26 protein-coding genes and 1 pseudogene are annotated in these 26008 nt (G+C 55.2%); 8 read left to right on the top strand and 19 right to left on the bottom strand.

Going from position 1 to position 26008, the window contains the following annotated elements; translation table 11 throughout:
- Positions 1 to 248: 248 nt before the first annotated feature.
- Positions 249 to 837, bottom strand: a pseudogene (locus QOL67_RS22125) (IS3 family transposase); the annotation flags it as partial.
- 172 nt (positions 838 to 1009) lie between these two features.
- Between QOL67_RS22125 and QOL67_RS22045 the strand changes: the two are divergent.
- Positions 1010 to 1597, top strand: a complete 588-nt coding sequence (locus QOL67_RS22045) for an AAA family ATPase (RefSeq protein ID WP_430458943.1) — start codon at positions 1010 to 1012, stop codon at positions 1595 to 1597.
- Positions 1598 to 1628: 31 nt separating this feature from the next.
- A complete protein-coding gene (locus tag QOL67_RS08240; RefSeq protein ID WP_283425502.1) occupies positions 1629 to 1970 on the top strand; it encodes a hypothetical protein in 342 nt (113 codons plus the stop codon).
- 126 nt (positions 1971 to 2096) lie between these two features.
- Here QOL67_RS08240 and QOL67_RS08235 read toward each other — a convergent pair whose 3' ends face one another.
- From QOL67_RS08235 to QOL67_RS08170, 14 genes are all read right to left on the bottom strand, one after another.
- A complete protein-coding gene (locus tag QOL67_RS08235) occupies positions 2097 to 2792 on the bottom strand; it encodes an RraA family protein (protein ID WP_283425501.1) in 696 nt (231 codons plus the stop codon).
- The gene (locus QOL67_RS08230; protein ID WP_283425500.1) at positions 2789 to 3484 is read right to left on the bottom strand and encodes an alpha/beta fold hydrolase; all 696 of its coding nucleotides are present in this window, start codon (positions 3482 to 3484) and stop codon (positions 2789 to 2791) included. The genes QOL67_RS08235 and QOL67_RS08230 overlap by 4 nt, the downstream gene beginning before the upstream one ends.
- Positions 3481 to 4605, bottom strand: coding sequence for a cobalamin-independent methionine synthase II family protein (locus tag QOL67_RS08225; RefSeq protein ID WP_283425499.1), 1125 nt, complete (start codon positions 4603 to 4605; stop codon positions 3481 to 3483). The genes QOL67_RS08230 and QOL67_RS08225 overlap by 4 nt, the downstream gene beginning before the upstream one ends.
- Positions 4606 to 4762: 157 nt before the next feature.
- Complete coding sequence (locus QOL67_RS08220; protein WP_283425498.1) at positions 4763 to 5722, bottom strand: cupin domain-containing protein; 960 nt, start codon at positions 5720 to 5722, stop codon at positions 4763 to 4765.
- A 154-nt stretch (positions 5723 to 5876) separates the two neighbouring features.
- The gene (locus QOL67_RS08215) at positions 5877 to 6866 is read right to left on the bottom strand and encodes a nuclear transport factor 2 family protein (RefSeq protein WP_283425497.1); all 990 of its coding nucleotides are present in this window, start codon (positions 6864 to 6866) and stop codon (positions 5877 to 5879) included.
- A 6-nt stretch (positions 6867 to 6872) separates the two neighbouring features.
- The gene (locus QOL67_RS08210) at positions 6873 to 7910 is read right to left on the bottom strand and encodes a LacI family DNA-binding transcriptional regulator (RefSeq protein ID WP_430458942.1); all 1038 of its coding nucleotides are present in this window, start codon (positions 7908 to 7910) and stop codon (positions 6873 to 6875) included.
- The gene (locus QOL67_RS08205; protein ID WP_283425496.1) at positions 7910 to 8674 is read right to left on the bottom strand and encodes an SDR family NAD(P)-dependent oxidoreductase; all 765 of its coding nucleotides are present in this window, start codon (positions 8672 to 8674) and stop codon (positions 7910 to 7912) included. Before QOL67_RS08205 ends, QOL67_RS08210 begins: the two co-directional genes overlap by 1 nt.
- Positions 8671 to 9729 (bottom strand): ester cyclase, encoded by a 1059-nt coding sequence (locus tag QOL67_RS08200; RefSeq protein ID WP_283425495.1) that lies wholly within the window; start codon positions 9727 to 9729, stop codon positions 8671 to 8673. Before QOL67_RS08200 ends, QOL67_RS08205 begins: the two co-directional genes overlap by 4 nt.
- A gap of 1 nt (position 9730) precedes the next feature.
- Positions 9731 to 11059 carry a histidinol dehydrogenase gene (gene hisD, locus QOL67_RS08195; RefSeq protein ID WP_283425494.1) on the bottom strand — a complete coding sequence of 443 codons (1329 nt, stop codon included), beginning with the start codon at positions 11057 to 11059 and terminating at the stop codon, positions 9731 to 9733.
- A 10-nt stretch (positions 11060 to 11069) separates the two neighbouring features.
- On the bottom strand, positions 11070 to 11600 hold the full coding sequence (locus QOL67_RS08190; protein ID WP_283425493.1) for an ester cyclase: 531 nt from the start codon (positions 11598 to 11600) through the stop codon (positions 11070 to 11072).
- Positions 11601 to 11727: 127 nt separating this feature from the next.
- Positions 11728 to 12609: a carbohydrate ABC transporter permease gene (locus QOL67_RS08185; protein ID WP_283425492.1), complete on the bottom strand. Its 882-nt coding sequence runs from the start codon at positions 12607 to 12609 to the stop codon at positions 11728 to 11730.
- 1 nt (position 12610) lies between these two features.
- On the bottom strand, positions 12611 to 13636 hold the full coding sequence (locus QOL67_RS08180; RefSeq protein ID WP_283425491.1) for a carbohydrate ABC transporter permease: 1026 nt from the start codon (positions 13634 to 13636) through the stop codon (positions 12611 to 12613).
- A gap of 72 nt (positions 13637 to 13708) precedes the next feature.
- On the bottom strand, positions 13709 to 14935 hold the full coding sequence (locus QOL67_RS08175; protein ID WP_283425490.1) for an ABC transporter substrate-binding protein: 1227 nt from the start codon (positions 14933 to 14935) through the stop codon (positions 13709 to 13711).
- Between the two features lie 98 nt (positions 14936 to 15033).
- Positions 15034 to 16086, bottom strand: coding sequence for an ABC transporter ATP-binding protein (locus QOL67_RS08170; protein WP_283425489.1), 1053 nt, complete (start codon positions 16084 to 16086; stop codon positions 15034 to 15036).
- A gap of 185 nt (positions 16087 to 16271) precedes the next feature.
- Between QOL67_RS08170 and QOL67_RS08165 the strand changes: the two genes are divergently transcribed.
- The 3 genes from QOL67_RS08165 (at position 16272) to QOL67_RS08155 (ending at position 18595) form a co-directional block, all read left to right on the top strand.
- Positions 16272 to 17282, top strand: a complete 1011-nt coding sequence (locus tag QOL67_RS08165; RefSeq protein WP_283425488.1) for an ester cyclase — start codon at positions 16272 to 16274, stop codon at positions 17280 to 17282.
- On the top strand, positions 17272 to 18147 hold the full coding sequence (locus QOL67_RS08160) for an amidohydrolase family protein (RefSeq protein ID WP_283425487.1): 876 nt from the start codon (positions 17272 to 17274) through the stop codon (positions 18145 to 18147). Before QOL67_RS08165 ends, QOL67_RS08160 begins: the two co-directional genes overlap by 11 nt.
- A gap of 250 nt (positions 18148 to 18397) precedes the next feature.
- Positions 18398 to 18595 (top strand): TA system antitoxin ParD family protein, encoded by a 198-nt coding sequence (locus QOL67_RS08155; protein ID WP_283425486.1) that lies wholly within the window; start codon positions 18398 to 18400, stop codon positions 18593 to 18595.
- Between the two features lie 96 nt (positions 18596 to 18691).
- Here QOL67_RS08155 and QOL67_RS08150 read toward each other — a convergent pair whose 3' ends face one another.
- Both QOL67_RS08150 and QOL67_RS08145 read right to left on the bottom strand, forming a co-directional pair.
- On the bottom strand, positions 18692 to 19051 hold the full coding sequence (locus QOL67_RS08150; protein WP_283425485.1) for a hypothetical protein: 360 nt from the start codon (positions 19049 to 19051) through the stop codon (positions 18692 to 18694).
- Positions 19052 to 19160: 109 nt separating this feature from the next.
- Positions 19161 to 20285, bottom strand: a complete 1125-nt coding sequence (locus QOL67_RS08145) for a plasmid recombination protein (protein WP_283425484.1) — start codon at positions 20283 to 20285, stop codon at positions 19161 to 19163.
- Between the two features lie 824 nt (positions 20286 to 21109).
- On the opposite strand from QOL67_RS08145, the gene QOL67_RS08140 reads away from it, so the two are divergent.
- Positions 21110 to 21655, top strand: coding sequence for a type II toxin-antitoxin system PemK/MazF family toxin (locus QOL67_RS08140; RefSeq protein WP_283425483.1), 546 nt, complete (start codon positions 21110 to 21112; stop codon positions 21653 to 21655).
- A gap of 488 nt (positions 21656 to 22143) precedes the next feature.
- Here QOL67_RS08140 and QOL67_RS08135 read toward each other — a convergent pair whose 3' ends face one another.
- Together QOL67_RS08135 and QOL67_RS08130 are read right to left on the bottom strand one after the other, a co-directional pair.
- A complete protein-coding gene (locus QOL67_RS08135; protein ID WP_283425482.1) occupies positions 22144 to 22467 on the bottom strand; it encodes a nuclear transport factor 2 family protein in 324 nt (107 codons plus the stop codon).
- A 55-nt stretch (positions 22468 to 22522) separates the two neighbouring features.
- Positions 22523 to 23503 (bottom strand): LysR family transcriptional regulator, encoded by a 981-nt coding sequence (locus QOL67_RS08130; protein WP_283425481.1) that lies wholly within the window; start codon positions 23501 to 23503, stop codon positions 22523 to 22525.
- Between the two features lie 96 nt (positions 23504 to 23599).
- Here QOL67_RS08130 and QOL67_RS08125 point away from each other — a divergent pair, with 96 nt between their 5' ends.
- Together QOL67_RS08125 and QOL67_RS08120 are read left to right on the top strand one after the other, a co-directional pair.
- Complete coding sequence (locus QOL67_RS08125) at positions 23600 to 24007, top strand: hypothetical protein (protein ID WP_283425480.1); 408 nt, start codon at positions 23600 to 23602, stop codon at positions 24005 to 24007.
- 130 nt (positions 24008 to 24137) lie between these two features.
- The gene (locus tag QOL67_RS08120; protein WP_283425479.1) at positions 24138 to 25721 is read left to right on the top strand and encodes a sulfatase-like hydrolase/transferase; all 1584 of its coding nucleotides are present in this window, start codon (positions 24138 to 24140) and stop codon (positions 25719 to 25721) included.
- The last annotated feature ends 287 nt before the right edge of the window (positions 25722 to 26008 follow it).

Raw genomic sequence — 26008 nt, 5'->3', positions numbered from 1 at the left:
GTGCTTTCGGCGCGAAATCGGCAAGTCAAAGACCGTCTGATCAATTTCCGCTTTGAAGGCTGAGGTGGTTTTTGGGTGTGACCTTCCCCCGAAGGCTCACTGATTCATAACGTGTGGTTGCGGGTTTGGATTTCATATTCCCGGGCTTTGTTTTGGGCAAGCGCGTCGTGCGCGGAGCCCTCAAATTGCTCAAGTGCTCGATGCGCTTCGGTAATCCCCCCATTTTTAATGGGGTCCAGCCGTAGAATTCACGCGGCCATTTTCAGCTTCATGGCAGGTGTGATCCCACCGATTGCCATGTTGGGCCGTTCATTGTTGTAAGTCCACAGCCATTCAGTTGCCTGCTCTTGTGCCTCCTCGATGGTTTCAAAGATGTATTGGCCTAGCCATTCACCACGGACGGTGCGGTTGTAGCGCTCGATATAGGCGTTTTGTTGTGGTTTGCCCGGTTGGATGTATTCGATCCGAACACCATGCTTCTGAGCCCGCGCCATGATCTTTCCACTGACATATTCAGGGCCATTATCAACACGTATCGCTTGCGGTTTCCCCCGCCTATTCGATGATCTGGTTGAGGCTGCGCACAACACGCTCTGCGGGTAGCGAGAAGTCGACTTCGATGCCCAAGCCTTCGCGGTTGAAATCATCCAGGACATTTAATGTCCGAATGGATCGGCCGTCAGCTAGCTGATCCGCCATGAAATCCATCGACCAAGTGTCATTTGTCATATCTGGCACCGCCAGCGGTTCCGGCTTGTCCCTCTTCAGGCGTTTCTTGGGCTTGATGCGCAGGTCCAGCTCCAGCTCACAATAGATCCGGTAGACCCGTTTATGGTTCCTGGCGCAAAATTGGAGGAAATCAGGAGGGCCCTTCTCGTCAGTTGGCGAAGTGAGGCAAAGCATGTGTTTGAAGAAGCAGCGTGGCGCTGGAGCCTGAAGCCAAACTTCACGCTGGCAGAAACAGTTGCGAACATCGCTCTGAGCAAATCAAAGGGCTGGAGCAACTTCGATGCGTGACCGATGTAACCGCCGTAGTAGGCGGCACCGCGGTGCTCCTCCTTCTTTGCCAAGGAGGGCCAAACCGGCGCGTTCCAATCTGGCTTTGAACAAGCGTGGCAACGGCTGGAGTTCAGCGCACGCTGGCATTGTAACCGACGCGGTTGCCTCTTCGCGTGTCTTGAACCCATGCATCATCTTGGACGAGATCGACAAAGTGCATGCTGGCAAAAATGGTGACATCCAAGGCGAGTTACTTGGGCTTCTTGAGCGGGATGAGGCGCGTCGGTATTTTGAGCGCTATCCGAAGGCGACAGTTGATGCTAGTCACGTTAACTGGATCCTGACTGCGAATAAACTTGGATCGGTTTCCGGACCACTGCGTTCACGATGCACCATCTACAAAATCCCTGAGCCCACGAGGGAACAAATCCCAGCAATCATCCGGAGCCTGGTCGCTGATTTTGCCGGCGCGAACGGGTTACGCACAGAGTTCTTTCAACCGGTTGAGAGCCACGTCGCAATCGTCTCATGCATCCAAAGAAGCCGAACTCGCCAAGACAAATCACGCTCTGGAGCGTCTCGTCCAAGCACTGATTGACGGCGCACCAGCATCGACAGTCAAAGACAAGATGGCTGAGTTGGAAGCGAGGAAGATCCAATTGGAAGTTGAGCTGAACGAGGCGCCAGCGCCCCAGCCTACACTGCACCCCAATATGTCAGGCATCTATCATTCCAAAGTGAGCAACCTCGCCGATGCTCTCAATGAGCCCGAAGTGCGTGGCGAAGCTTCTGAAGCGTTGCGCGCTCTGATTGACCATGTGGTACTGACGCCGTCTGAAGCGGGATATGACATTGATCTGCATGGCGATTTTGCGGGTATTTTGGCGTTGGCGTCTGCTCAGAACGCAAAAACCGCCGTAGCCGATGTGGCTGAGGCGGTTTCGCAAATATCGTTGGTTGCGGGAGCTTGATACCACCGAAGGTTACAAACTGAAGACATTGAATTTTCACTCCATTCTCACTGGAGAGCCAACTGGCGACAAAGTCTCACTACATGTAGGCCATGCTTTTGTTTCCGGCTTCAATTCTAACAACAATCAAGTCCGTGCGCGTTCAAATGCACTCCATGCTTCAACAAATCTCTCAAAGTCAAACCCCTCAGCGCGAGCTGGTCCAAGCACAAATTTTTCTGTTTCCAAGAGCTTTTTGATGGCATGCTCCAGAGCCGAGATGACATCCGGCGGGATCACAACTGCACCATGACGATCTGAGTGAATCAAGTCACCCACACTGACTTTGAGACCGAAGACAGTTACAGGCGTCCCTATCTCACGAACATGTACAAATCCGTGGCTGGGCCCGATTGATCCGGCCACCACAGGGAAGCCGTCCGGTAAATCTCCAAGATCACGCATGACACCATTAGTAAGCGCACCAGAAACGCCTAAACCTTTGTGAACAGTTGTGTTTATTTCCCCCCAAAATGCACCAATTGCGTTTGGAAAGTCCACATCCTCGATCACAGCGACACGCGACGACGGCCCTTCAGACATATGCTTATAGTAGTCCATGCGGCGGGCCTTGATGACGTCCGGCGCTTCCGTTGGGGGCGCCAGCGCCGCAATCTTTGCAGTACGCGCGTAGCCAACAATAGCCCCGCCATGAGGGTCAGAGCACAACATTGTGCCCCGTGTGAATTGATCAAACCCGCGTTGACCTTGGGCAACTTCGATTGCGTTGCACACTGTTGGGGTGTCAACGGATTGGAGTAGTTTTAGGAGCGTATCGTTCATAGGGCCTCCAGCCAGCGAGTAAGAGCTGCTGTCGTAATTTTGGGTTGTTCCAACGTAGGCAAATGTCCAGCTTGCTCCACGATCTGCATCGAGCTTCCGGTGATCAGATTTTGCATCAGTCGATGACGCTCAATAGGACAAAGGGTGTCCTCTCGCCCACATAGGATGAGCGTTTCACCATTATAATGTCTCAAGGTCTCGGTTTGATCTTTGCGATCACGTAATGCTTTGGATTGGCGTACAAAAACTTCCGGACCAAGATCAGTCGCCATCGCCATGCAAAGGTCCAGAATAGCCCCGTGATTGGGGCCGTCTGCCAGATAGTTTGGTTTCATCTCTTCGCGTAAAACACGCCGCATGTCACCGGCCAGTGTTGCGGCGATTTGCAAAGCCCGACGGTCCTTTGTCGTCTCAGTCTCCGCAAGCGGATTGGTGTCAAGAAGCGCCACTCCAACAACCCGATCTTGGGCCTGCCGGATCATTTCCATCGCAACAATTCCGCCCATAGATAAGCCCGCCAAGGCGAACTTGGGTGGCGCGTGCCTCAAGACTTCTGCGGCCAGTTTTTCAATAGTATTTTGCCCGCTAAGTGGCGCCGTCATGATGGGTATGCGACCGGACAAGGCATTGATTTGAGGTCCAAAAAGACGCGCATCACACATCATTCCAGGGAGCAAAACCAGCGGTATCATTGAGAGGCTTTCGCTCCCTCTGATAAGGCGGTGAGTTTGGCATAGGCGATGTCCGGATCCACAGCCCCAAACCCTGCAAATGTCCCAAACCCACAATCGCTACCTGCAATCACGCGATCAGAATCGACGATATCAGTAAACCGTTGAATACGTTGAGAAATCAGCTCTGGATGTTCAACAAAATTGGTGGTCGTGTCGACCACTCCGGGCACTAGAACCTTATCGTCCGGTATCTCGGATTTGCGATCACGGAACACGGTCCACTCATGAGCATGGCGGGGGTTGGAGGTCTCAAACAGCACATAGCGGGACTTGGTAGCCATCAGCGTGTTGAAGACCTTGTCCATCGGAATGTCGCAGCAATGTGGACCCTCGTAATTTCCCCAACAAATATGGACCCTTACGCGATCTTGAGGTACATTTTGAAGCGCGTGATTGAGTGCCTCCACGTGCATGTTGGCAACTTCAAGGAACTCCGCGTCACTCAGTTCATTGAACAGCATATGACGCGACAAGGCGAGATCTGGACAGTCCAATTGCAGATCTAAGCCATTGGAAACAATGGTTTCATACTCGTCTTTCATCGCGTCAGCCAAAGCTGCCAGATAGGCTTCGCGCGTCGCATAATGGTCGTTTTGCAAAAACAGGGAAATCACTCCGGGCGAGGCCGCATTCATGAAGCCACGCTCCACGCCGTGCTTCGCCATCGCTGACTTTAGGTTATTGATATCTTTCATCAATTCCCCCTGACCCTTGCTTCGGACCTCACCGGTGCATTTGGGGCGGGCATATTGAGGGGTGCCGCCATCATCCGCTAAGCGTTTTAGGAAAGACGGAAACATCTTCAGGTCGGCAGGCGCGTTGCGATCGCTGTCTCCCGAAAAGCCCGTATAGCGGTCCTTCACATAGGTGGCATAGGAGATTTTGCTTGTTTCTCCGTCGCTTACTATATCAATGCCTGCCTCGACCTGCTTGCGCACAGTCTCGTCCACAGCAGTGCTCATAGCAGCATCAAAGGCGGCAGCGTCATAGGGTTTTTCGTGTTCCCGCGCGAAGATGAAATCCACCACGTCTTGGGTGCGCGGCAGGCTGCCCACATGCGTCGTTAAGATTTTGCTCATAGTGCCCAATCTCCTGTCTGTATCGCGTCAGTATTACGTCGGTATCGCGTCGGCGCCGTTTCTGCGGGACACCGTTAAGGTTTGTGCTTTGCAGGCTTGCTCAAAAGAAAGCCCAGCCCGTGGCGCGACGAAAATTTCGCCGCGCCACGATGTGGTCTTAACCGGCCCAAGTGGCACCGGCGGGATCATCCGTTGCCGTGATCCGGTAAAGACCTGCTTCTCCTGTCATTGAAGGGACCGCGCTGTAGCTTTCTCCCGGCAAAGCCACCGCGGTGTCCCCTGCGGACAATGTGGTGGTCACATCATCAATTGTAATGCGCCAATGGCCGCTGGCCGGCATCAATACGATCGGCTTTTCCACTTTGGTTGGCGCGGACACAGCGGAGCCCCGACTTAGGAAGTCGACCTCAAAACCGGGTTTGTCCTTAATCAGAGCAGCTTCGCCTATGACCTTGGCCGGTTTTTTGCCAGACAGGGCCATCAGATCCCAGTAGCGGGCAACAAATGGCCCAATCACGTCCTCGACGGGCACTTCGGGAAAGGCCTTGAGTTCATCTTCGGTCAGTGTCGGCATCGGGCGCACATTATGTGGCAACGCCTCGCCTTTCTTGCTGTCATACAGCACGCCGTTGTCGCCCAGCATCAGCCCATGCGCTTGGGCCTCCTCAATCACATGTGGGGCCCAAGTCACCCCGCCACCGGCGTCATCGCCTCCAAGGATCGCCATGATCATACCGTAGTCCCGACCGACGTTTTCAAAACCTCGGAAGATACCAGTGGGAATATTGAAGATATCACCTTCTTCGGCGATGAATTCGCCGGCGTTGCCGTGCAGGCCCCAGAAAAACCGCCAGCGGCCTTTGGCGACAAAGAACACTTCGGCAGTAGTATGACTGTGCAACGAATTTCGGCACTTGGGCGGTTGACCCGCGGCGCCGATGTTGAAGCCGATCTTATCGGTGATGTGCACATGCTGGTCCGGGGACTCGGACACGCCGCCACCGACAATCGTGAAGTTTTCTTTCTGGTCGCTGCCCGGTGTATGGGCGTCAATGAAGGCGGTTTTGCATGGTTGCAATTCGCCGTAGCGCACGATGCGGGATTGGATGGTACTCATAGTCTCTCTCCTTTGGGGATTGGGTGTGGGATCATCGGCGATCCCGCCCCCGGAGGACGGTTGTTAAGACGGCGCGCACGTAAAGCGGCGCGGTGCGCGTGAAAGCGCCGCGCGAATTTAGAGTTGCTCAGACCGCCGTATGTAAGCGCATCGCTCATGACTGGCCAGATTGCAGGAGGATCTGTTTCCAGACAGATGTTTCGTCAAACAGCGCGTATTCGCGACGCACTTTGGGCTGATCAGCGATCACCGCGCCAAAGTCTGCGTGGCTGATGCCCAGCACATAAACCTCAGCACCGGTGGGTTCACCAAAGACGCCCCAGCCTTCGTGCTTGCCGTGCAGGCTCCATCGGATAGCCGCACGCGGCGGCATCATGGCGTCGTCTCGGCCGATCTGATGCTCGACTTTGAAGGTCGCGTTCGGGAAAGCCGCGCGTAGCCCCATCCAAAAGTTTTCGACAGAACCAAATGAATGGCCGGTGAAACCGCCGGGGTATTCAGTTTGCACCGCGCGGTCATAGTCGCGTTTCACGGTGGCGATATCCGCTCCCATGATGCGGCTCAGGATATCGGCATAGCGCTGTCCCCATGGGTTGTCGTTGCCCGTGCCTTTGTAGGGACCGGGTTGATCATTTGCAGGTGTAAGCGGTTTGACACAAACATCACGCCCACCTTCGCGGTCGATCAGTGCAGCGGCGTAGTCTTTGGGATCCCACCCCATCTGCCGAACAATGGCACCCTGATCCCGGATCAGCCATTCGTCGTTGATTTGATTGTTGATGGCGTGACAATCCGCCATCACGCGATACGCCAGTTTGGTGCCCGTGGCTTTGCCATACACCCCGTCACCGTCATGGGTGGCCGTGGTCAAGATACGGTGGCTTGAGAGCATGCCCTCTTCGGGCGTTCCAGACCATATCACGTCTTCGCCCAAAAGCTCGCGATCCGGAAATTCCGCCAAAGTGGCCATTGTGGCGCCGATCACATTCTGATTGCCAATCACCACAGAACCGGGCGAGCGCACCACAATGTCGTCGCTGTAATAATGATGCAAAGTCGCAATGCCACGGTCTTCCCAAATCTCTTTGGTGATGCCGATGATGTAGTCGGGGAAGTCCTGAAATTTTGCATCGAAGCCTTGCATGGGGGTCTATCCTTCTTGTGGAGGCCAACTGTCAGGTACACGCGCAGAGCCGCGTACAATCAAAGGGGTGGAAATCGCGACCTGGCGCGGCGCCGCTGCGGTCGGATTTTCGATGTGCGCCAATAGGGCGTCGACGGTTTCCTCGACCATCAAATTGGCCCGCTGGCGCATGGTGGTGAGGTCATAAGCCCGCCAAGCGGCCGGTGGCACGTCGTCAAAACCGACAACCGAAACGTCTTCTGGGATCTTGAGGTCGAGGCCAAACCTCAGCTCGTCCATCACTGCAAAAGCCATGTGATCGTTGGCCACAAAGACGGCATCGGGGCGGTTTTCAGAGGTGACATTGAACATCGCATTGGCCGCTGCGCGGGCGCGATCAACATCAAAATCACCGACGTCACGCGCAAAGAGTGGCTGGCCAAGGTCCGTAAGCGCATCGCAGAAACCTGCTTCACGGTCCCGTTGTGTTGAGGCGCCCTCCCAACCAGCGATGTAACCGATTTTCTCATGACCTCCGGCCACAAGGAAGCGGGCCAACTCGCGTCCACCTTCGTAGTTGTCTGACGTGACTGAACTCACGCCATCTGTGTTTTCAAAACGGTTGAAATGTACCACCGGCACGCCAGCCTGCAGGCAGCGCTGTGACAGGCTTGAGGACATGGCGACCGAGGCAGTGACGATGCCATCTACCTGATAGTCAAGAATCTCCTCGACGACGCCGTCGATGTTTCCCGAGGTATTTGAAGCCATGAACACCAGAACGTGGTAGCCCTGCTTCTGCAACGCGTTGGACAGAATTTCCAGTGTTTCCGGATAGAAATAGTTGTCCAGGTACGCAACAACGAGGCCAATGATGCGGCTCTTGCCCGACACCATGGCACGCGCCAAAACATTGGGACGGTACCCGAGTTCCTCGGCGGCTTTGCGCACCTTATCCACGGTTTTTTGGCTAACCGAGGCACCTGGCGTGAACACGCGGCTGACTGCGGACTGGCTGACACCGGCACGCTCGGCCACTTGAAGAGATGTGATCTTATCTGCCATCAGTCTGCCGTCCACCCGCCGTCAATCAACATTGAGGTGCCGGTCACCAGCGCGCTGGCATCGGAGGCGAGATACAGCACAGCGCCCATGATGTCCTCGACCTCGCCAATGCGGCCAAGTTTGATCTTTTCTTCCACCCAAGCCTTGCGCTCTGGACGTTCAAAGGTCTGGGCAGTGAGCGGAGTTTTGATAAATGTCGGGCAGACCGTGTTGATGCGGATTTGGCTTGGCCCCCATTCGATGGACATGGATTTCACCATGCCTTCAAGCCCATGCTTGGAGGCACAATAGACTGCGCGGTCGACGCCGCCAACGTGGCCCATTTGGCTGGAGATATGGATAATGGAGCCGGGTTTGCCCGCGGCCATCAGCGCCTTGGCGGCGTAAGCTGACAAGAAGTAGGCAGAGCGCAGATTGAGCCCCATGGCGGCATCATAGTCTTCCGGCGTCGTCTCGACTGCGGGGGCGTGTCGCGCCAATCCAGCCGAGTTCACCACGATGTCGATGGTGTAGGATTCAAAAACCTGCGCCAGCGCGGTGAGGTCTCCCTGATCCAGCGACAGCGCCTCAGCGCTCATGCCCGCGTCTGTCATCGCCACCACAGTGTCTTGCAGTTTGCCGACACCGCGCGCCACACAGATCACATGAGCGCCCGCATCTGCCAGAGCCACGGCGCAGCCTTGTCCGATGCCGGATGAGGCGCCGGTGACAAGGGCAGTCTTGCCACTTAGTGAAAAAGAAGGGGGGCGCGGTAATCTCGTCATAGGCTCATTCCATCCGGGATATTCAGGCGCGCCATACTGCGCGCCTTGTTGAACTCCCGCAAGCGGCCAAAAACGTCCACTCCCAATTGGCGATAAACGTCGAGCAAATCCACCAACACCCAGTTTTCGCGGATTTTTCCGTTCTCAACGCGCCAGAAATCAAGCGACTTGAGGGTGATCTTCTTGCCCGCGGGTGCGATGCCCAACCACCCGTCATGGGTCACGGATTGGATCATGTCGGGCCAGCCGGTGACGGCGGCATAGTCGCCATCACCAAAGAAATGATAGGTGGTTTCCTCCTCGAACTGCCCACGGTCCGGCATGCCGCTCAGAAACGGGATTTGATGCCAGTTGCGAAAGCCAGCCACGCCCCGCGCTGTGCCGATGCCTGCGGGGCCGTACCAGCTCATGCGGTCATGCCAAAATTGTTCCAGCTGCATGGCGCGCGGATCAGGATTGTTCGGGTGCAGCAAAAGATGCTCAAGCATATCCATGATACGCTGGCGGGTGGCTTGGCCCTTCTGCGCGTCATATGGCCCTGCGACCAGCCCATCAGCGGTTGCCGGCCCAGGCACGTGCCATTCGCGCCCCAGTGAGGGCGCCATCGGCCAGGCGTCCGCCTGCATCATAACTTCGGGAATATCCCAAAGCGCCTGAACCTCCACCACTTTGCCGTCTTCAAAACGGAAAAACTCGTGATACCGCATTGCCACCTGATGACCGGTGGGTGGGATATCCAACCATGGCCCCGTGAAAACACCAGTATAGTAACCACCACAGCCGACCCAATCGTTGTCGAAATCATCTGAGCCCGCCATGACAATATAGTCACGACGCTCCAGATCCGGCCAAGCCTCTAACAGCTTACTGTATGCGCCGTCAAAGAAGCCATCTGGGCCGATCATATCACCAAACGGATGACACAGTCGGAACACCGCATCCGACGTCGCCAAATCGCCCAGCGCCGCACGCACCCCCTCTTCGCTGAAATTGTAGGACGCATCCCGAAAAGCCTTGATCAGCTTTTTGTGGTGCGTGTGTTTGTCAGCGGTCATATCACTCGGCCGCCTCCCGATGGGGGGCGCCCTGCCCGTATGGCACATTGATGCCGCCGTAGCGGCGCACACGCACGTTGCATTGCTCGGCGTGGCCAACAAACCCCTCCAGCATACAAAGACGCGAGCCATACTCGCCAATCATCGTGGCCGCTTCATCGGTCAACACCCGCTGATAGCTGTGCGTTTTCAGAAACTTGCCAACCCAGAGACCCCCAGTATAGCGACCGGCCTTTTTGGTCGGCAGGGTGTGGTTTGTGCCTATCACCTTGTCGCCGTTGGAAACATTGGTGCGTGGCCCAAGGAAAAGCGCGCCATAGCAGGTCATGTTTTCCAGGAACCAGTCGTCGCGATCGGTCATCACTTGAACGTGCTCGGATGCAATGTCGTCAGCCACTTCGAGCATTTCGTCGTAGGTGTCGCACACGATCACCTCGCCGTATTCCTCCCAGCTCACCGAGGCCGTATCGGCGGTGGGCAGAATTTTCAGGATACGGCCGATTTCACCAAGCGTGTCGTCGGCCAGTTTCCGAGAATTGGTGACCATCACGCAGGGGCTGTTGTAGCCGTGCTCGGCCTGTCCCAAGAGATCGGTGGCACAGATTTCTGCATCAACGGTTTCATCCGCGATTACCATGGTCTCGGTTGGCCCCGCAAAGAGATCAATGCCCACACGGCCAAAGAGTTGACGCTTCGCCTCCGCCACAAACGCGTTACCGGGTCCGACAAGCATGTGCACGGGGTCGATGGTTTCGGTGCCCAATGCCATCGCGCCAATCGCCTGAATGCCACCCATGACATAAATTTCATGCGCGCCGCCAAGATGCATAGCTGCAATCACCGCAGCGTTGGGTTTTCCCTGAAACGGAGGTGTGCAGGCAATGATGCGTGGCACACCAGCCACAGAGGCCGTCGCGACGGACATATGGGCCGAGGCAACCATCGGGAACTTGCCCCCGGGCACATAGCAGCCAACCGACTGCACGGGGATATTTTTGTGCCCGAGGACAACGCCGGGGAGCGTCTCCACTTCCAAATCCAGCATGGTGTCACGCTGCGCTTGGGCAAAATTTCGCACCTGTTCTTGTGCAAATTTAATGTCCGCGAGCTCTCGATCACTCAGCTGTGCGATCAGATCGTCGATGTCCTGCTGGCTGAGTTTGAAGGACGCGGGGGAATAATTGTCGAATTTCTCTGACAGCTCACGAACGGCCGTGTCACCGCGCGTTTCGATCTCTTTGAGAGTGGCCTCGACCACGGCTCGGGTTTTGGCGTCGTCTTCGGCGCGTTCGGCCTGATCTTTACCGCGTTTGAGATACTCAATTGTCATACCATCATCCTTATTTAGTCGGGCGCGGGGCGGTTTTCTCCCCCCGATCAAAAGCTTCCCAGCCCTCGCCATCAAACAAATCGACGCCGAGTTGAGCTGCGACATGGGCAAAATCGACGTTTACCCAGTTGTCTACAATCTTGCCGTCAACAACCTTCCAGAAGTCCATGTAGCGGATTTCAATGCGTTTTCCGGTTGCAGCGATCCCAAGAAATTCGCCGCTGTGCGTCGCCTCTTGCCGGCCAAAGGCCGCGGCCCATTCGCCCATGTAGAGGCGGGCCTCATCGATACAGGTTTTGTCGGAGAACGCTGCCTGAAACGGGCGTTGCCAGTTGTCTTGGAATTCTTGCAGACCGGTTTTGGTGCCGCAGCCCTGGTTGCCCATCCAGCGAAACCCCTGCGAGAAAAACTCGCCGATATCGTCGATGCGGTGATCGTTGAGACCGTCCACCATAGTTTCAATCACACGACGGGTGTCGTCTGTCTTGCTCATATCCGTGTCGCGGGTTAGCATGGCCTGTTCGGGGCGAGAGCCTTTCATCGGGCGTCTCCTTTCAGAATGATATTTGAGATTTCGAAGGGGCGTGAAGCTCCCTGCCCTATGAAATCCCGAGGCATTCTGTTGAGCGCCGGATGACGCGCCATTGCGTTATGACGGGCGGACGAACTCATCCTTTTACGGCCCCTGCGGTCAGGCCAGAGACGATCTGACGTTGGAAAACCATCACAAGAATGAACAGAGGTGCTGTGGCCGAGACCACGGCAGCGACCGCAAACATGACGTTGCCTTCGGTATAGGTGGTGCCAAGGAAGGCGGCGATGGCAGGCACCATGGTGCGGTTACTTTCGCTGAGCAGCATCGCGGTAACTGCGAAGTCGTTGTAAGCCAAGAGGAAGCTGAACAGACCCGTGGTGATGACGCCCGGCCACATGACGGGCACGATGACATGGCGGAAGGCTTGAAACTGCGTGCAGCCGTCGACCTTTGCGCTTTCATCAAGTTCCTTGGGGATGTTCTGAAAGAAGCTGTGCAACATCCAGAGGGTAAATGGCTGATTGATCGCTACAAGCACGATGATGGTGGTCGGCAGGATGCCCCAAACGTTCCATTCAAAGAACGGCAACAGGTAGCCCGCAACCAAAGTGATCGGCGGCATAGCGCGGAAAATCAGCGCAGTGATCAAAAGCCAGAATGTGTATCGGAAGGATGAGCGAGACAGCGCATACCCGCCCAACGTGCCGATGGTCAGTGACGTACAGACCACGAAGAAGCAAACGATGAACGTGTTGATCACATTGCGCCAGAACTCTTCTTGCACCCACGCGCCTTTATAAGCCGCGCCGGTGAAGGCGGAGTCGTAGGCGGCCTTGGTGCGCTCGCCGGTCAGCGCATTGGTCCAATCAGCAATCGAGAAGAAATCGAGCTCGACTTTGAAAGAGCCCCAAAACGTCCAGAAAAACGGGAAGGCGGCGAGGATGAACCAGACAAGGACAAAGCCGTATGTCAGGATGCGGAGCCCCAGGGGCATGCGTTGTGCTTTGGATGCCATGTTACTTGCCCTTGAAGTCGCGCCAAGTCCGTACCAGCACCGGCGACAGTAGGATCGCGACGCCAAGTATGGTCAAAACGGAGGTTGCGGAGGCCGCGGAGAGTTGTCGGGTTTCGCCGCCAAGATCGTTGAAGATGATCCAGCTGAGCGAGGTTGCGTGTGCGGAGGCGTTGAAGCCGACGACCGGTTCAAAGACACGAAAGTTGTCCATCAGCTGAATCAGCGCCACAAAAGTCACCAGAGGCATGAGATGTGGCACGACCACGTATTTAATCCGTTGCCAACGGGAGGCTCCGTCAATCTGAGCAGCCTCGATCTGGTCTTTCGGCAAAGTTTGTAGCCCTGCATAGAAGACCACAAAGGCAAAGGGTGCCGAATGCCAGACGCCGTAGACGATAAGCATGACCCATGTCAGGCCAGTGCTGGCCTTCATCGAGAAATTGGGATCGCCCGCCAGCGCCACAAGAGCGGAGCCGATGACGCCACGACTGTCTACCATCCAGAAGAGGATGAGAGAGCCAATCAAGGGCGTCACGATCATCGGCAGGAGCGAGAAGAAAATCATCAATCCCTTGAGGCGACTGTGCAGAGAATTTACGGCCAGAGCGATCATCAAACCAAAACCAATCAAAAGCGGCGTGACGATGAAAGTGAAGGTCAGGGTGAAAGCCAAAGCACGGTAGAGCGGCAAGTTGAAAAGCCGGTCAAAGAACTCTCCCATGCTCGCACTGCTGCTCCAGGCTTCGCCGACCTCTGCAGCCGCGAGGTGGCCACGGTCCAGATAGATATCAAGCCCAACAAACCGGCCCAGCGGCTTTGCCTCGCGGATATCGCGGGTGGCATCCTGATCAATGGTGGTTTCCGTGGTGCAACCCACAAGCGGCGTGCAGTTTTCGACCGTCTTCAAAACGGCCTCATGCGGCGCATAAACCGACTGGATCACCACCGAAACAATAGGCAGAGCGATGAATAATAGCATCGCAAGGCCTGTCGGCAAAAAGAACCAGAAAAACGTGCGGTGTTTCATCTTGGGGTCCGGACTACATGGCGAGGGAAAGAGAACCGGAGAGGAACGCGCCCTCTCCGGCAGGAGGCGGGCTTACTTCAGAAAGCCCTTTTCTTTGGCAGCAGCGGTGTAGGCTGCTTCGATGTCAGCAAGCGCCTGTTCTGCGCTTTCCTTGCCTTGCAGGAAGTCGGACAGCTCGTTACCGATGGACCCGTGCATCAGGCCCATGTAGGGGACCATTGGATAAGGCACAGTGCCAGCTTTGGCCGCATCAAACACACCGATGGCCGCGTCGGTTGGCTGATAGCCGTCGATTAACCAAACCGCCTGTTGACGGATTTCTTCGTTCTGCATCATGTCCGGGCGGATACCGTTCATCATGGCAACAAAAGTGGCCTCTGCCTCTTCGTCAGAGACGTTTTTGGCAACAGTCCAGCCATCCCACCACAGGGTAGATGCAGGCGTTGAGCCACCGCCAACGGTCAATGGACCGGCAATTGCGTGGCCGTTTTTCACAGCATCGGTCACACCATCCGCTGTGGTCTGTGATGCAGCACGGCTGCCCCACATGTTCAGCATCGCGATGTTGCCCGCGCGGTATTCCGCGTTGGTCGCGTTGGAGTCATGGGTCAGGTAGTCGGGGTTCATATACTCCGTCAGGGCCTTCATCATGTTCAGCGTGTTCACACCCGCTTCGGAATTGATCATCGGCTCTGCTGTGCCTTCTTTGAAGAAGGTGCCGCCGTAGCCGATGAACATGTTGTTGAATTCCTGCGCGAGGTTCCAACCGGCTGCGTAAGCGCCGCCAATCGGGTTCTGCATGATGCCTTTCTCGCGGATCATCTCCGCAGCGGCGAGCATGTCCTCATAGGTTTTCGGAGGCTCAACACCAATCTCTTCGAGGATGTCCTTGCGATACATCAGGTGCTGGGCGTTCGCCATAAACGCCACGGCCATAACCTTGCCATCCACGGTGATCAGCTGACTTTTCTGCAGCGCGTCGCCGTGCTTGGCAACCAGATCATCCAATGGACGCACAAGATCGTCGTTCATCAGGATAGTCAGAGTGGAGTTGGCAACAATTGCAGAGGTGTATTCTGCAGGGTTGCCTTGCATCCCTGCAACATGAATGTCTTTGTGATCTGCCGTGAGGTTTTTGGATACTTCGGCACCGGCGCATTCTTCGGCACCTGCGCCGACGGTCTGGATCGCGGGGAATTCATTGCCGATGATGTTGACGCGGGCGGTGATTTCACACGCATACGCGCCGCCGGCCCAGAGGGCGATGGAACTGGCGAAGGCCACTTTCTTTAGAAACATTTTCTTCTCCCTGTTATGCTTCTTGGTCTTTGGATGCGCCTTGCAACCGCGCATCCCTTGGTGTTTCCGGCAGAAGACTGCCGGATATTTGGAGGCCCTTAGGCCTCAATCCGGGCGCCGGTTTTGGCGTCAAACAAATGGCAGATTGCGGCAGGCACCGAGAGCGAAACGGTGTCGCCAATTTCTGACCGGAAATCTTTGGGGGCTCGTACCGCGACCAGCTCTCCGCCAATGCGGACGGTGACCATTGTGGCGTCGCCCAAAAGCTCCAGCGTATAAATCGGAGCTGTGATTTCGTGGTGCCCTGCGTCGCCAAGGCCAGCATCTTCGGCGCGGAAACCGAGGGTCACGGGACCGTCTGGCGCGTGCAATCCTTCGATGCGCACATTCTGTGCTTCAAAAGTTCCACCCGCCATGATGCCGGTCATGAGGTTCATTGCCGGGTTGCCGATAAAGCTTGCGACAAAGGAATTGGCGGGCTTGTCGTAAATATCCGTTGGGCTGCCCAGTTGCTGCACAACGCCCTGCTTCATCACCACAACGCGATCTGCCAGCGTCATCGCCTCGATCTGATCGTGGGTCACATAGATTGTGGTAACCGCAAGTTCGTGGCTGAGATTTTTGATCTGCGCGCGGGTGGAAACCCGCAGCTTGGCATCAAGGTTGGACAGCGGTTCATCCATCAGAAAGACGTTGGGTTCCCGCACGATGGCACGGGCAAGCGCCACACGCTGACGCTGACCACCGGACAGTTCGGCAGGCTTGCGGTGCAGGAAGTCATCAAGCTCCACCATCGCAGAGGCGCGGCGCACTTTTTCGTCGTGGGTCGACGGATCGATGCCCCGGACCTTCAGTGGAAAGCGGATGTTTTCATAGACGTTCATGTTTGGGTAAAGCGCGTAAGACTGAAACACCATTGCCACGTCGCGGTCCTTGGGCTCCAGATCGTTGACCTTCTTGCCATCAATCAGAATGTCGCCCTCAGACGCATCTTCAAGCCCCGCGATCATGCGCATTGTGGTGGTCTTGCCGCAGCCAGAAGGGCCAAGCAGCACGAGGAACTCCTTATCAGCGATGGTCAGGTCGAAGTTATCGACCCCCACAAAACTGCCCCAACGCTTACCCACGTTACGAAGCTGAATTTCGGCCATTTTGGTCCCCCTGATCGAAACCTGCACTTCACAGGAATCATTTTTGCATACGCTTGCAAAACCGTAGTGACTTAGCGGCAGTTTTGGCAAGACATTTTTGCATACGTATGCAAAAATGCGTCACAACAGCAGAAATGAGAGGCCCGAAGCCCAGCTTCATCGCCTTAAAAACAAGGGTAACAGGGATGTCGGAATCGCAGAACGCTAAGTCGATCGTGCGCCAGTTTTATGCCGAGATGGACAGCGCGTCTGTCAAAAACATACCAAATGTGATCGCCAAATTCTGCGGGACCGATCTGTTGTGGCGCGGATTTCATCCCTTTGATGAGCTGTGTGGGCCGCAGAACGTTGCAGAGCAATTCTGGCAGCCACTGCGCCGCAGCCTGACGCGCATTCAACGACGTTTGGATGTCTTTTTTGCAGGTGAAAACGGGATTGCCGATGTCGGTGGGACCTGGGTCTGTTCGATGGGACATTTGATGGGATTGTTTGATGCACCATGGCTGGGCATCCCGCCAACAGGCAAAATGGCCTTTCTGCGGTACTGCGCCTTTCACCGGGTCGCTGACGGGAAAATCACTGAAACCGCCATGTACTTCGATCTTCCGCATTTGATGGTTCAAGCTGGACTACACCCCTTTCCGGACCAAACCGCGGCGCAGCTGGTGCAACCAGGCCCGATGACGCACGACGGCTTGCTGTTTGCGCCGCAGCCCGCTGAAGAAGGCGTTAAAACGCTTGCAACAATTGAAGCCATGATCGCCGATCTCGGGCAATGGGACAGCACGTTGTCACTTGAAGACGAACTGGCCCAGACATGGCATGATGATATGATCTGGTGGGGTCCTACTGGCATCGGCGCGACCTACACAATTGAGCGGTATGCCAAACAGCATTCCGGCCCGTTTCGAGCGGGGTTCACCGACCGCTCCAAAACACGGCACCTCTGCCGCATGGCTGAGGGACACTACGGTGGGTTCTTTGGCTGGCCCAATTTCACCGCTGTGCCTTCTGGTGGCTTCATGGGGATGCCGGCAACTGGCAAAGCCGGAGAATTTCGCGTGATCGACATCTATCGCCGCTCTGATGACAAATTGGCAGAGAACTGGATTTTCATAGACCTGCTGCATTTTTGGAACCAACAAGGCGTGGATGTGCTTGCACGCACAACCGGGATTGGCCGCCATGAGAATTGATGCACATCACCACCTCTGGGATCTCGACGCTGTGCACTATCCTTGGCTGATGACCAAGGGCGCGCCTCGTTTTTTTGGGGACCCTGCCGCGATCCAACGCGACTACGTGATCGAAGAGTTCCGCAAGAATGCATCCGCCGCCGGAATTGCCGCCTCAGTGCATGTCCAAGTGGGGGCTGCGGATGGTTTGGCAGAGGCCAAGTGGGTGCAATCGGTTGCGGACGCCACGCCGGATTGGCCGATGAAGCAGGTGGTGTTTTGCGACCTCACCGCGCCAGATCTGGAAGCGCAGTTGGATGTGTTTCAGAAGTTGCCCAGCGTCTGTGGTGTGCGCCAAATCATCGGTCGTGCACCGGGCGAAGACGCGGTGTCCGGAACCAACGACCTTCTCGACAATCCGGCCTTTCTCGCTGGGCTGAAACTTGCTGGTGCGCGCGGCTTGTCTTTTGATTTGCAACTTATCCCGGAACTGATGGCCAAAACCGCCGCTGTGCTTGAACAGGCGCCGGAAGTGCCCGTTGCTTTGTGCCACGCAGGCAGCCCACACGATCGCAGCACCAGTGGATTGGCAACGTGGGCAGAGGATTTACAAGCGCTGTCCGCGTTGCCTCAAGTAATGTGCAAACTGTCCGGTCTCGGAATGTTCGATCACACATGGTCCGTTGAGCGCATACGGCCAATTGTGGAAACCTGCCTTGCGCAGTTTGGCCCCGGTCGCTGCATGTTTGGATCAAATTTCCCCGTCGACAGTCTGTATTCCGACTACGGCACGCTATTCGATGCTTTCACGCGCATTGTGCCCGCCGATATGTCAAATGCCGTCTTCGGCGCTACTGCCAATTTATTTTATGAAGTTTTGGACTGAATGCCGCCAAGTAATTGCTGTGAATTCCTTCATACGTCGCGATTCGCGTTTGGTTCCAGTCAGATGTTTCTCGATAGCTTTTTCTGAGACAAACGACCGCGGAAGCCTGGTAAAACATCGTGATCTGTCCAGGCAATAATTGCCCCAAGTGTTGGCAAAACCAGTATCATACGCCGTCACCAGGCCGTTTTGGGCCCTTCCCATTCATTTGCGCTTTTGAATGCAGCGCATTGGAACGGAAAGGTTTCGCATGCCCCGATACATCACGCTACGTCCCGAACTTTACGAACAGCTACGCCAAGAAGCCGCGCGAAGGAACCGGACGATCAAAGCCCAGGCTTTGCATTGGCTGACCATCGGCAAAGCGGTTGAGACATCTGGCCTCTACCCCCACACCGAACTGTCGGCCTTGCTTGAGCGTTTCGACTTGGAGAACCAGTTCGAGTAGCCCCGAGAGTACGTACATATCTAAAGTGTGAGGCTGGGCAGGTGTATATTTCCAGCGCGGTGCTTAACCGACCACCGCGCCGGAGATTAGGTTTGGTCAAACTTCTTTTGTCTCACTTTTCGGAACGTCGCCCATTTTTTTGTCTGCGAGGACCTCCACCTTTTCTTCAGCTTCCTCATCGACAGTCTCATTCACATTCAGCCCATCAAGGAACTCTTCAATTAAGGCCTTGTTCCGTTTGGTTGCAGTTTCAGACAGCAATTGAATCACTGGAAAACGCACAGCGTCCGGGGCTTTGGTTAGCCACGCTTCAAAGGTCGCTAGAATGGCCTTTTGGCACTCGACTTTGCGCAGTTCTTCAACGCTTTTCTGTTCAGCTATTACCGCTTTCAGTTGATCCACAAGCCTGGCAGTCTTTATATCCAAGCGGTCTTTTTTCGTGTTAGTCGTAGGCATGGAAAATTCCTTCTGTTAGTGCCTTGTACTTGGGATATGGGGCGCTTTCAGAAAGACGGAAACAAATAATGTTACCCACCTAATCATCTGATAAATATAGACTTCTCTTTTATTCATCTCGACCACCATGAGATTTTCGGAGCTTTTCTTCTACTTTCTTCGCGGATTGCCCAACCCTCAAAAATTCGGCCAACACGCGCTTCCGGGCTGCCTGAGGGACAACCTTCAAAATGGCGTCTTTCAAGCTCTCAATGGCTTTGGCTGAAGCGCGCACAGCTTTCGCTTCAGTCGCGAGTTTTTCCTCAGCCAGCTTGTCGGATTTCACCCGCATCTGTGCAAAACTGTTTTGTAGCGATTGAAGGAGACGGACTGCTCGCGGAGATCGAGCCTTTAACGTCTCTTGAGTAATGGCTTCCTCCGAGGTTTGCGGCTCCGTCAGGACTTGCTTCACATCGTGGTCGGCACCTTCAAATTGAAGCTCGCCACTGCTGACAGCGTCTGCAACGGCGAGCACAGACGCTGCATCCTTCTCCCGCTCCAGGGCTGCGCTCTCTCGCTGCTTTGCAGCTCGTTCAGCACTCTTGGCCTTTTCAATCTTTTGGTTCGCTTCCGTTTTGCTTCTGGAAGCAGCGGCTTGATCTCTGACCAGAGCTTCAGCCTCGTTTTGCAACCGTAGTATCTCCGTCTGCCACCAAACTGGCGTAGGCACATGCTCTCGCCTTTTTGGAATGTCTTGCAGCACAGGTTCCGCGCCAGTCTCACCCGCAATCAGACGCGCCTTGGCATTTGCACGCATGGCCTCTCGGCGCGCCTCCGCCCCCTTTGCGCCCCTTCTCAGGCCAATCTCCTCAAAAAAGGCACCGACATCATCTTGAGCGTCCTCATAACTTTCCAGCAAGGGGTGTGAAGACGGCTGCAATGTTTGTTGAGTACCGCGACGTGCTGACTTTTTTTCATGTCGCGGCATGATAACAGCGTGGACATGGCAAGCCATTTCATCGTGATCCGCATGAGCATGAATAACGTCTGCTTCAAATCGGGCTTTCAACCACTTCACCGCGTGCGCCTTGAACTGCTCTTCCTTTGCCCTTTTCTCATCCTCACTGAAGAGAACGTCGGACTCTTCTGCTTCTGCAAACCAATCCTTGTTGGCCGTCAGGATTACCTCGCGCAAGGGCCCGCCTTTGGAGGCCCGCCAGGGATCCTTTAGCCCCTCCAGAATACGCGCCTCCATGTCTTTGCGCCGCTTGCGCTTCTTGAGCGCCAAGAGCTCTTCGTGGAAGTTGGCAACACGCATGTACTCGATTTCTTTCTTGGCAAGGTCTACCCAGTCCCGATCTCCAATCAGATGTTCATTCTTGTTTTGGCGTAGCGGATCTACGTGGCTCAGATCCCCGCCGGCTCTTTCTGCGTGCATGACAAACTTGGCAAGATCTTCCAGGCGCATTTCTGCAAACCGCAATACAATGGGATGGCGCGCGGAGGCGTGGCTAAAAACCGGTGTGTGATATGACATCAGGAGGCTCCATGTGACGTGTCTCCTCGCCAAATGGTATCGAACCTCAAAACAGAGAAATCAGCGTGATTGCTGAATCCACCGCGGCAACGCAGATGCCGGGTAAGTACTCACTAAGCAAGTGGCACTTCGGGTGTTCCACCCTACTTGCCACTTGGCGTTCGCCGGGGCGCTGCCCCAAACCCCGCGCTGTCTGCGAGAGGCCTTCTGCCGAGCAAAAGGGGCGCGTTCGCCACCTCCCCTTTGCATTCCCCCTCGGCGTCCTTCTGACAGACTTGGGGCGCTGTTCTGCACATCCCCCAAGACCCCCTCTGCGCTCGGGGAGACGGTTGCGCCCCTCTCCCCGAACCCCTCTTGCATTTGCCACCACTAGAGCACCGGAAAGCTCTTCTCCGGACTCTGAATGGGAAGCGACGCAACACTTCGAACCCTGTTCTGCTTGCACGCGCTTTCTGACGCGCAAGCAGAACAGGCCTCTCAGACACAATCAGGGGACTTGGCATTGTTGGGCGTTGTTTCATCAACATCAAAGGGAGCACACAATGCTCGATATCATCCACGACGAGCCCAAACGAACGGCAGAGTGGCAAACCCATCTGACGTGGGGCGACATCGTTTCGTTCCGATTTCCCATTCTCACTAATCCAGTCCAAGGACGGGAGCCAAAGAAACGCCCCTGCCTTGTGATCGACCGGACACTTATTGGCGCTATACCATTTGTGACGATCGCTTACGGAACATCACAGGATGGCGGCAAGTCTCGCGGTTATGACCTGGCCGTGACCTCGCCTGCCAGCATCCGTGCGGCAGGCCTTCACAAGCCAACACGGTTTCAATGCGCCCGCCAAATCCGGGTGCACCTAAACCACAGTGGCTTTATCTGGCTAGCAAGCGCCAAGTCTCCCGTGATTGGGGCACTGCAAGGGGAAGAGTTTGACGCAATGAACCGTATTCGTACACGCCTGCAAGCAGAGGCAGACATTGCCGCTGACCGCAGGCAGCGTAGACGCCTATACGGCCGGCGTCCCTTTGCGCATCGTCCAGGTATGGTCACCGCCAAGAGCGTCGCGAACATACATCGCCAGTAGGTAGCTGACATATCCCTTCGCGGCAGTCGTACGCCGCGGAGGGCGCCCCTCTTTAAACCGCTTGAATGTGCCGAAGATGAATTCTCGTGGATGGCACGATCGGCCCAGACCTGCCTTCGAGTGGATGGTCAATTTTTGCGTTGCAGCTTCACCAAACCAGTCATTCGACACAGAATGCAGCATTATGGTTCGCCAGACGGCTGCACTGCGGACAAAGCCACCGTTCGGCCGCACTCAAGAAATGACCACTCTCAGCCCTTTCAAGACATTCGCCCCACGCGACGCATTTGTGGAGCATCACTCTGGGAAGGGGTGGAAGCCGGTCAGTTAAGAGTAAGTGTAGTAGATCGTATTTTTGCACACATGGGCGTCAAGAGAAGGTGATGCCGCCCTACAAAACGCCAGCGTGAGATCACCCCAGTCAAAGCCGGCAAAACGACGGTTTTGGCAATCAGAGAGCGCATAATTAGGGCAACACGTGCCACCGGTTACGAAAGAGGCGTCGCGCCCGTTTCCATTCGGATGAGTTTTCCATCCTTAAGCAGCATCACAACCATCACGCTCTCCTTTGCTCCGCTGGGGAAATTCATGAATTGGTGGGTGACCAAAACATCCTCGTTTTCATAGATGACCCTATAGTCGCAACGTACTGGTCGTGGGCCAGCTGACGACCAAATTTCAACGATGTCGCTCTTGCTCAGGTCTTTGCCTGACTGGTGGCGGATGTATCTAAATTCGTCGCCTATTAGCTGATTCAGTGCCTGCTTATCCCTGTTTTCAAAGGCACTTTTCCATGCTTGTGAGAATGTCATATCTTACTCCAAAATGATTGTACAAAGTGAAGGGTCAAACCAAATTGGAGGTCTGTTATCTCGGCAATAGGTTCCTACGCCGCACTTCGCGCTTCAAAAAATCCACTAAGAGACGAATGCGCAGCGAGACGGAGTTTCCTCCCTTGTAGACCAGATGTAAGGGGATGCTCGGCGGTTGCCAATCCTCTATCACCTTGACCAGATCACCTCGCTCCAAAGCGGTTTTCATGACCCACTCAGGCATCATCACCACTCCCGCGCCGGATACAGCGAGCTCGACTAGAGTGTCCCCTTGGTCCGCCGACAATGAACCGGACACTGACACGTCACGTTGCTTTCGGCCCTGCTTGAAACGCCAAGTCTGAGTGGCTTTCAAGCGTGTGAAAGTCAGACATTCGTGGTGCGAAAGATCCTCCGGTGTCTCCAGCTTTTGTGCGGTTTTCAAATACTTGGGGGCGGCGGCCAACGAAAGCGGGTTTTTTGAAAGGCGGGAGGCGATGAGGGTAGAATCCTCCAAGTCTCGCACGCGCAGAGCGAGGTCGATCCCTTCGCCAACAATATCCAAATGATCCTCTGTCAACGCCATGCTTACTTCGATTTGGGGGTATTCTCGAACAAAGTCCACAATTAGCGGTGCAAAAACCAATCTGGCCAGCACCGGTGACATCGATACCAGAATACGTCCAGATGGGGACTGTCTCTCCGTTTGGATCCAGGCATCCGCCGCGGCAACATCGTTCAATAGGGTGAGGCATCGTTCGTAATATGCGTCGCCTTGCGGCGTGAGGCTGATACTTCGTTGGCTCCGCCTGAACAATGCGCAGCCCAGATGTGTCTCCAAAGCTGCAACCCGTTTGCTGATGGTTCCTTGCGCCAGCCCTTCAAGCTTTGCGGCTTTCAGAAAGCTCCCTGACTGCGCCACGCGTACAAAAGCACGCATTGCATCAAGCTGATCCATAATAAAATTCCTAAATGGAATATCTGTTATTCCCAAGGCATCATTGCTGGGGTGATTTGGAAATGCAAGAACAGTCACAGGCAATCCGCCCTCAATACCACACTAAGTAAACCTCAATCGATCTGGGCACTCTCAGGTCACCAAAGAAGTCTTGCCTGAAGGAAGGACCAATTCATGAGACCGCTGTTTGAGAGCCTGTCGGACTTCTCGGTTTTGATTGGAGATATTGAAGCACGCGTCGAAGCCTTCTCTGCTGAGACAACCCGGCGACAAGAACAAAAACTGGCAGCGCTCAATCAGGCCATCACACGGAGCAAATGTGAGCTTCAACAAGCTGGTGCCACTTACGCGACCAAGCGTGCAGCCAAACAGATGGTCGCAGCAATGGATTGCCTCACAACAGACCCATTGGGGCATCCATCCGAAACAGACCTGTCGCCGCAAGAACTGAGGAGCAAGTTGAGTGAGCACGCTCAGCTAACTTTGCTATTTGCCAAATGCGCCGTTCAAATAGCAGAGAGATCCGTCGATGACGCGTTGAGGAAGGGGGACACGTTTCCCCCTCCAAAAGCTGAACGCTAAACAGCAACTGACTGCCCAATTCAAAATTGATGACCTTTCCCAACGGAGTGCATTTGCGCGTCGATGGGCCGGATCATTGCATTCAAATTTCCCCGTTCGGGGCTACTGAAATACAAAACTGGAGAAGAAAATGCACTATAGATTACCAAAAAGCGCACTGATTTGCGCCCTCGTTCTAAGTAGTGGAACTCTGACCGCCCAACAATACGACGGCCCGCATCTGGATTACCAATCCCGCAATGCAGAGGCGTGGGCTGTCGAAGACAAGGATATCGACCAAAAATTGGCCGAGTTAGAAGCGAAATTTGGTAAGAAACCGAACATCGTCTACATCCTGACCGATGATGTTGGCTGGGGTGAGCTTGGATGGCAGGGCGGCGGCAAACACCGCGGCACCCCTTCCGAAGAACTTGACCAAATGGCCTTTGATGGGATGCGTTTCTGGTCCGCCTATGCGGAGCCGTCCTGCACACCGACGCGCATTGCCATCAACACCGGCCGGCACCCTGTTCGCACCGGTCTGCTCTCCGTCCTCTGGCCTGGCATGGAAGATGGCCTGTCCTCGGAAGAAGTGACCATTGCCGAGGTCCTTGGCGACGCGGGTTACTCCACCGCGATGTGGGGCAAGTGGCATCTCGGGGATCATGAGGAACATGCGCCTGAAAACCAAGGGTATGACTACGCCTACTACGGTCTGTTTAACGGCGCACCAGACTATTGGCAGGCTTCCTTTGAAGACCGCACCGGTACGTTCCCATTTGCCGATTTCCCAGGCTATGAGGAGTACAAAGAGAAGACCGGTATCGACATGTCCATTGGCGGTTATGTCGGCGTTGCGGGTGAAGGCCGCACGCCAATTGAAGGTGTCGCGGGGAAGCTCTCTCCCCAGCGTCAAGAAGCCTTCGAAAACGAGTCAATCACTCAAATCACGCAATACGTTGGTGATCATGCCAATGAAGAAAACCCCTTCTTCATCTATTGGGCCTCATACGCACAGCAACTTGCACCCTCTGAAGAGTTCATGGATGCGCCTGGAGTAGACAAGAATAACCGCCAAGCTTCCTTTATGGCTATGCACAACAAACACGTGCGCCAGTTGCTGGAGACGCTGGAGAAAGAGGGTATTGCCGAGAATACTCTGGTTGTTTGGATCAGCGACAACGGTCCGATGTACGCCTTTTTCCCAACCGCGGGGTACACCAACCTGCGCGGTGCGAAGGGCGATGTGCTTGAGGGCGGCGTACGCGTTCCTGCGATGGCATGGTGGCCCGGCATGATCGATCCAGGTCAGGACCCAGTGGACATGTTGCACGTGACCGATCTGTTCACCACAGCGGCGCGCATCGGTGGTGCCACGGAGTTCATCCCCAATGACCGTATCACGGACGGTGTGGATCAAACGTCTTTGTTCCTCAATGGCGAAGGCAGCGGCCGTCGTAACTTTATGGCGCACTACAGTGGTCCGACCTTGGCCGCGATCCGCTATGAGGATTTCAAAATCCACATCAAGGAAGGTCACGGTGGGCTGCCCGGCATGGACTTTTACAACATCATGCGAGACCCAGGCGAGAAATTCGGTGAGCTTTACCCGGGGCTGTTCGCAGTCGCCCCTATGCAGAAACTGCTGGGTATACATAATAGCCGCATAGCCGAGTTTCCGCATCGCCCTCCTATGGCTCCAGAAGAGTCCCGGTTGGATGCACAAGGACACTAAACTAGTGATTGGGCCGCACTGCGTGCGGCCCAATCACTTTCGCTAGAACCAGCACCAATAAATGGGCGGGGTGAACGGATGTGTAGCGGTGCGTCGACAACTAGCACGCCATCTCTAAGGAAATGACTTTGCAAAGCTCGCTTTCTGCGCATAGCCGCCCTTTACCCACGCCGCAGCGAATGGCCGGTATCCGCCGATTCTGTGGAAAAACATCGTGTTGCTGGCGCAGAAAATGAGGGACTGAACGTCGCGCGAGCGCCTTTCTTTTCAGGCTTCGCTCGTTTGCT

This window comes from Shimia sagamensis (assembly GCF_900182745.1).
GTDB classification, from domain to species: domain Bacteria; phylum Pseudomonadota; class Alphaproteobacteria; order Rhodobacterales; family Rhodobacteraceae; genus Shimia; species Shimia sagamensis.
Note: the sequence above shows the minus strand (reverse complement) of the source record. Positions and strands in the feature narration are given on the sequence as shown.

Bases quoted from the DNA above. Each gene is read 5' to 3' on its own strand.
- QOL67_RS08225 (WP_283425499.1), bottom strand. From the start codon at position 4,605: ATGAGCAAAATCTTAACGACGCATGTGGGCAGCCTGCCGCGCACCCAA.
- QOL67_RS08165 (WP_283425488.1), top strand. From the start codon at position 16,272: ATGTCGGAATCGCAGAACGCTAAGTCGATCGTGCGCCAGTTTTATGCC.
- QOL67_RS08210 (WP_430458942.1), bottom strand. From the start codon at position 7,910: ATGGCAGATAAGATCACATCTCTTCAAGTGGCCGAGCGTGCCGGTGTC.
- QOL67_RS08235 (WP_283425501.1), bottom strand. From the start codon at position 2,792: ATGAACGATACGCTCCTAAAACTACTCCAATCCGTTGACACCCCAACA.
- QOL67_RS08120 (WP_283425479.1), top strand. From the start codon at position 24,138: ATGCACTATAGATTACCAAAAAGCGCACTGATTTGCGCCCTCGTTCTA.
- QOL67_RS22045 (WP_430458943.1), top strand. From the start codon at position 1,010: ATGCGTGACCGATGTAACCGCCGTAGTAGGCGGCACCGCGGTGCTCCT.
- hisD (WP_283425494.1), bottom strand. From the start codon at position 11,059: ATGACAATTGAGTATCTCAAACGCGGTAAAGATCAGGCCGAACGCGCC.
- QOL67_RS08240 (WP_283425502.1), top strand. From the start codon at position 1,629: ATGGCTGAGTTGGAAGCGAGGAAGATCCAATTGGAAGTTGAGCTGAAC.
- QOL67_RS08175 (WP_283425490.1), bottom strand. From the start codon at position 14,935: ATGTTTCTAAAGAAAGTGGCCTTCGCCAGTTCCATCGCCCTCTGGGCC.
- QOL67_RS08230 (WP_283425500.1), bottom strand. From the start codon at position 3,484: ATGATACCGCTGGTTTTGCTCCCTGGAATGATGTGTGATGCGCGTCTT.
- QOL67_RS08170 (WP_283425489.1), bottom strand. From the start codon at position 16,086: ATGGCCGAAATTCAGCTTCGTAACGTGGGTAAGCGTTGGGGCAGTTTT.
- QOL67_RS08125 (WP_283425480.1), top strand. From the start codon at position 23,600: ATGAGACCGCTGTTTGAGAGCCTGTCGGACTTCTCGGTTTTGATTGGA.
- QOL67_RS08190 (WP_283425493.1), bottom strand. From the start codon at position 11,600: ATGAAAGGCTCTCGCCCCGAACAGGCCATGCTAACCCGCGACACGGAT.
- QOL67_RS08180 (WP_283425491.1), bottom strand. From the start codon at position 13,636: ATGAAACACCGCACGTTTTTCTGGTTCTTTTTGCCGACAGGCCTTGCG.
- QOL67_RS08220 (WP_283425498.1), bottom strand. From the start codon at position 5,722: ATGAGTACCATCCAATCCCGCATCGTGCGCTACGGCGAATTGCAACCA.
- QOL67_RS08150 (WP_283425485.1), bottom strand. From the start codon at position 19,051: ATGCCTACGACTAACACGAAAAAAGACCGCTTGGATATAAAGACTGCC.
- QOL67_RS08140 (WP_283425483.1), top strand. From the start codon at position 21,110: ATGCTCGATATCATCCACGACGAGCCCAAACGAACGGCAGAGTGGCAA.
- QOL67_RS08135 (WP_283425482.1), bottom strand. From the start codon at position 22,467: ATGACATTCTCACAAGCATGGAAAAGTGCCTTTGAAAACAGGGATAAG.
- QOL67_RS08160 (WP_283425487.1), top strand. From the start codon at position 17,272: ATGAGAATTGATGCACATCACCACCTCTGGGATCTCGACGCTGTGCAC.
- QOL67_RS08200 (WP_283425495.1), bottom strand. From the start codon at position 9,729: ATGACCGCTGACAAACACACGCACCACAAAAAGCTGATCAAGGCTTTT.
- QOL67_RS08205 (WP_283425496.1), bottom strand. From the start codon at position 8,674: ATGACGAGATTACCGCGCCCCCCTTCTTTTTCACTAAGTGGCAAGACT.
- QOL67_RS08215 (WP_283425497.1), bottom strand. From the start codon at position 6,866: ATGCAAGGCTTCGATGCAAAATTTCAGGACTTCCCCGACTACATCATC.
- QOL67_RS08185 (WP_283425492.1), bottom strand. From the start codon at position 12,609: ATGGCATCCAAAGCACAACGCATGCCCCTGGGGCTCCGCATCCTGACA.
- QOL67_RS08155 (WP_283425486.1), top strand. From the start codon at position 18,398: ATGCCCCGATACATCACGCTACGTCCCGAACTTTACGAACAGCTACGC.
- QOL67_RS08145 (WP_283425484.1), bottom strand. From the start codon at position 20,285: ATGGAGGCGCGTATTCTGGAGGGGCTAAAGGATCCCTGGCGGGCCTCC.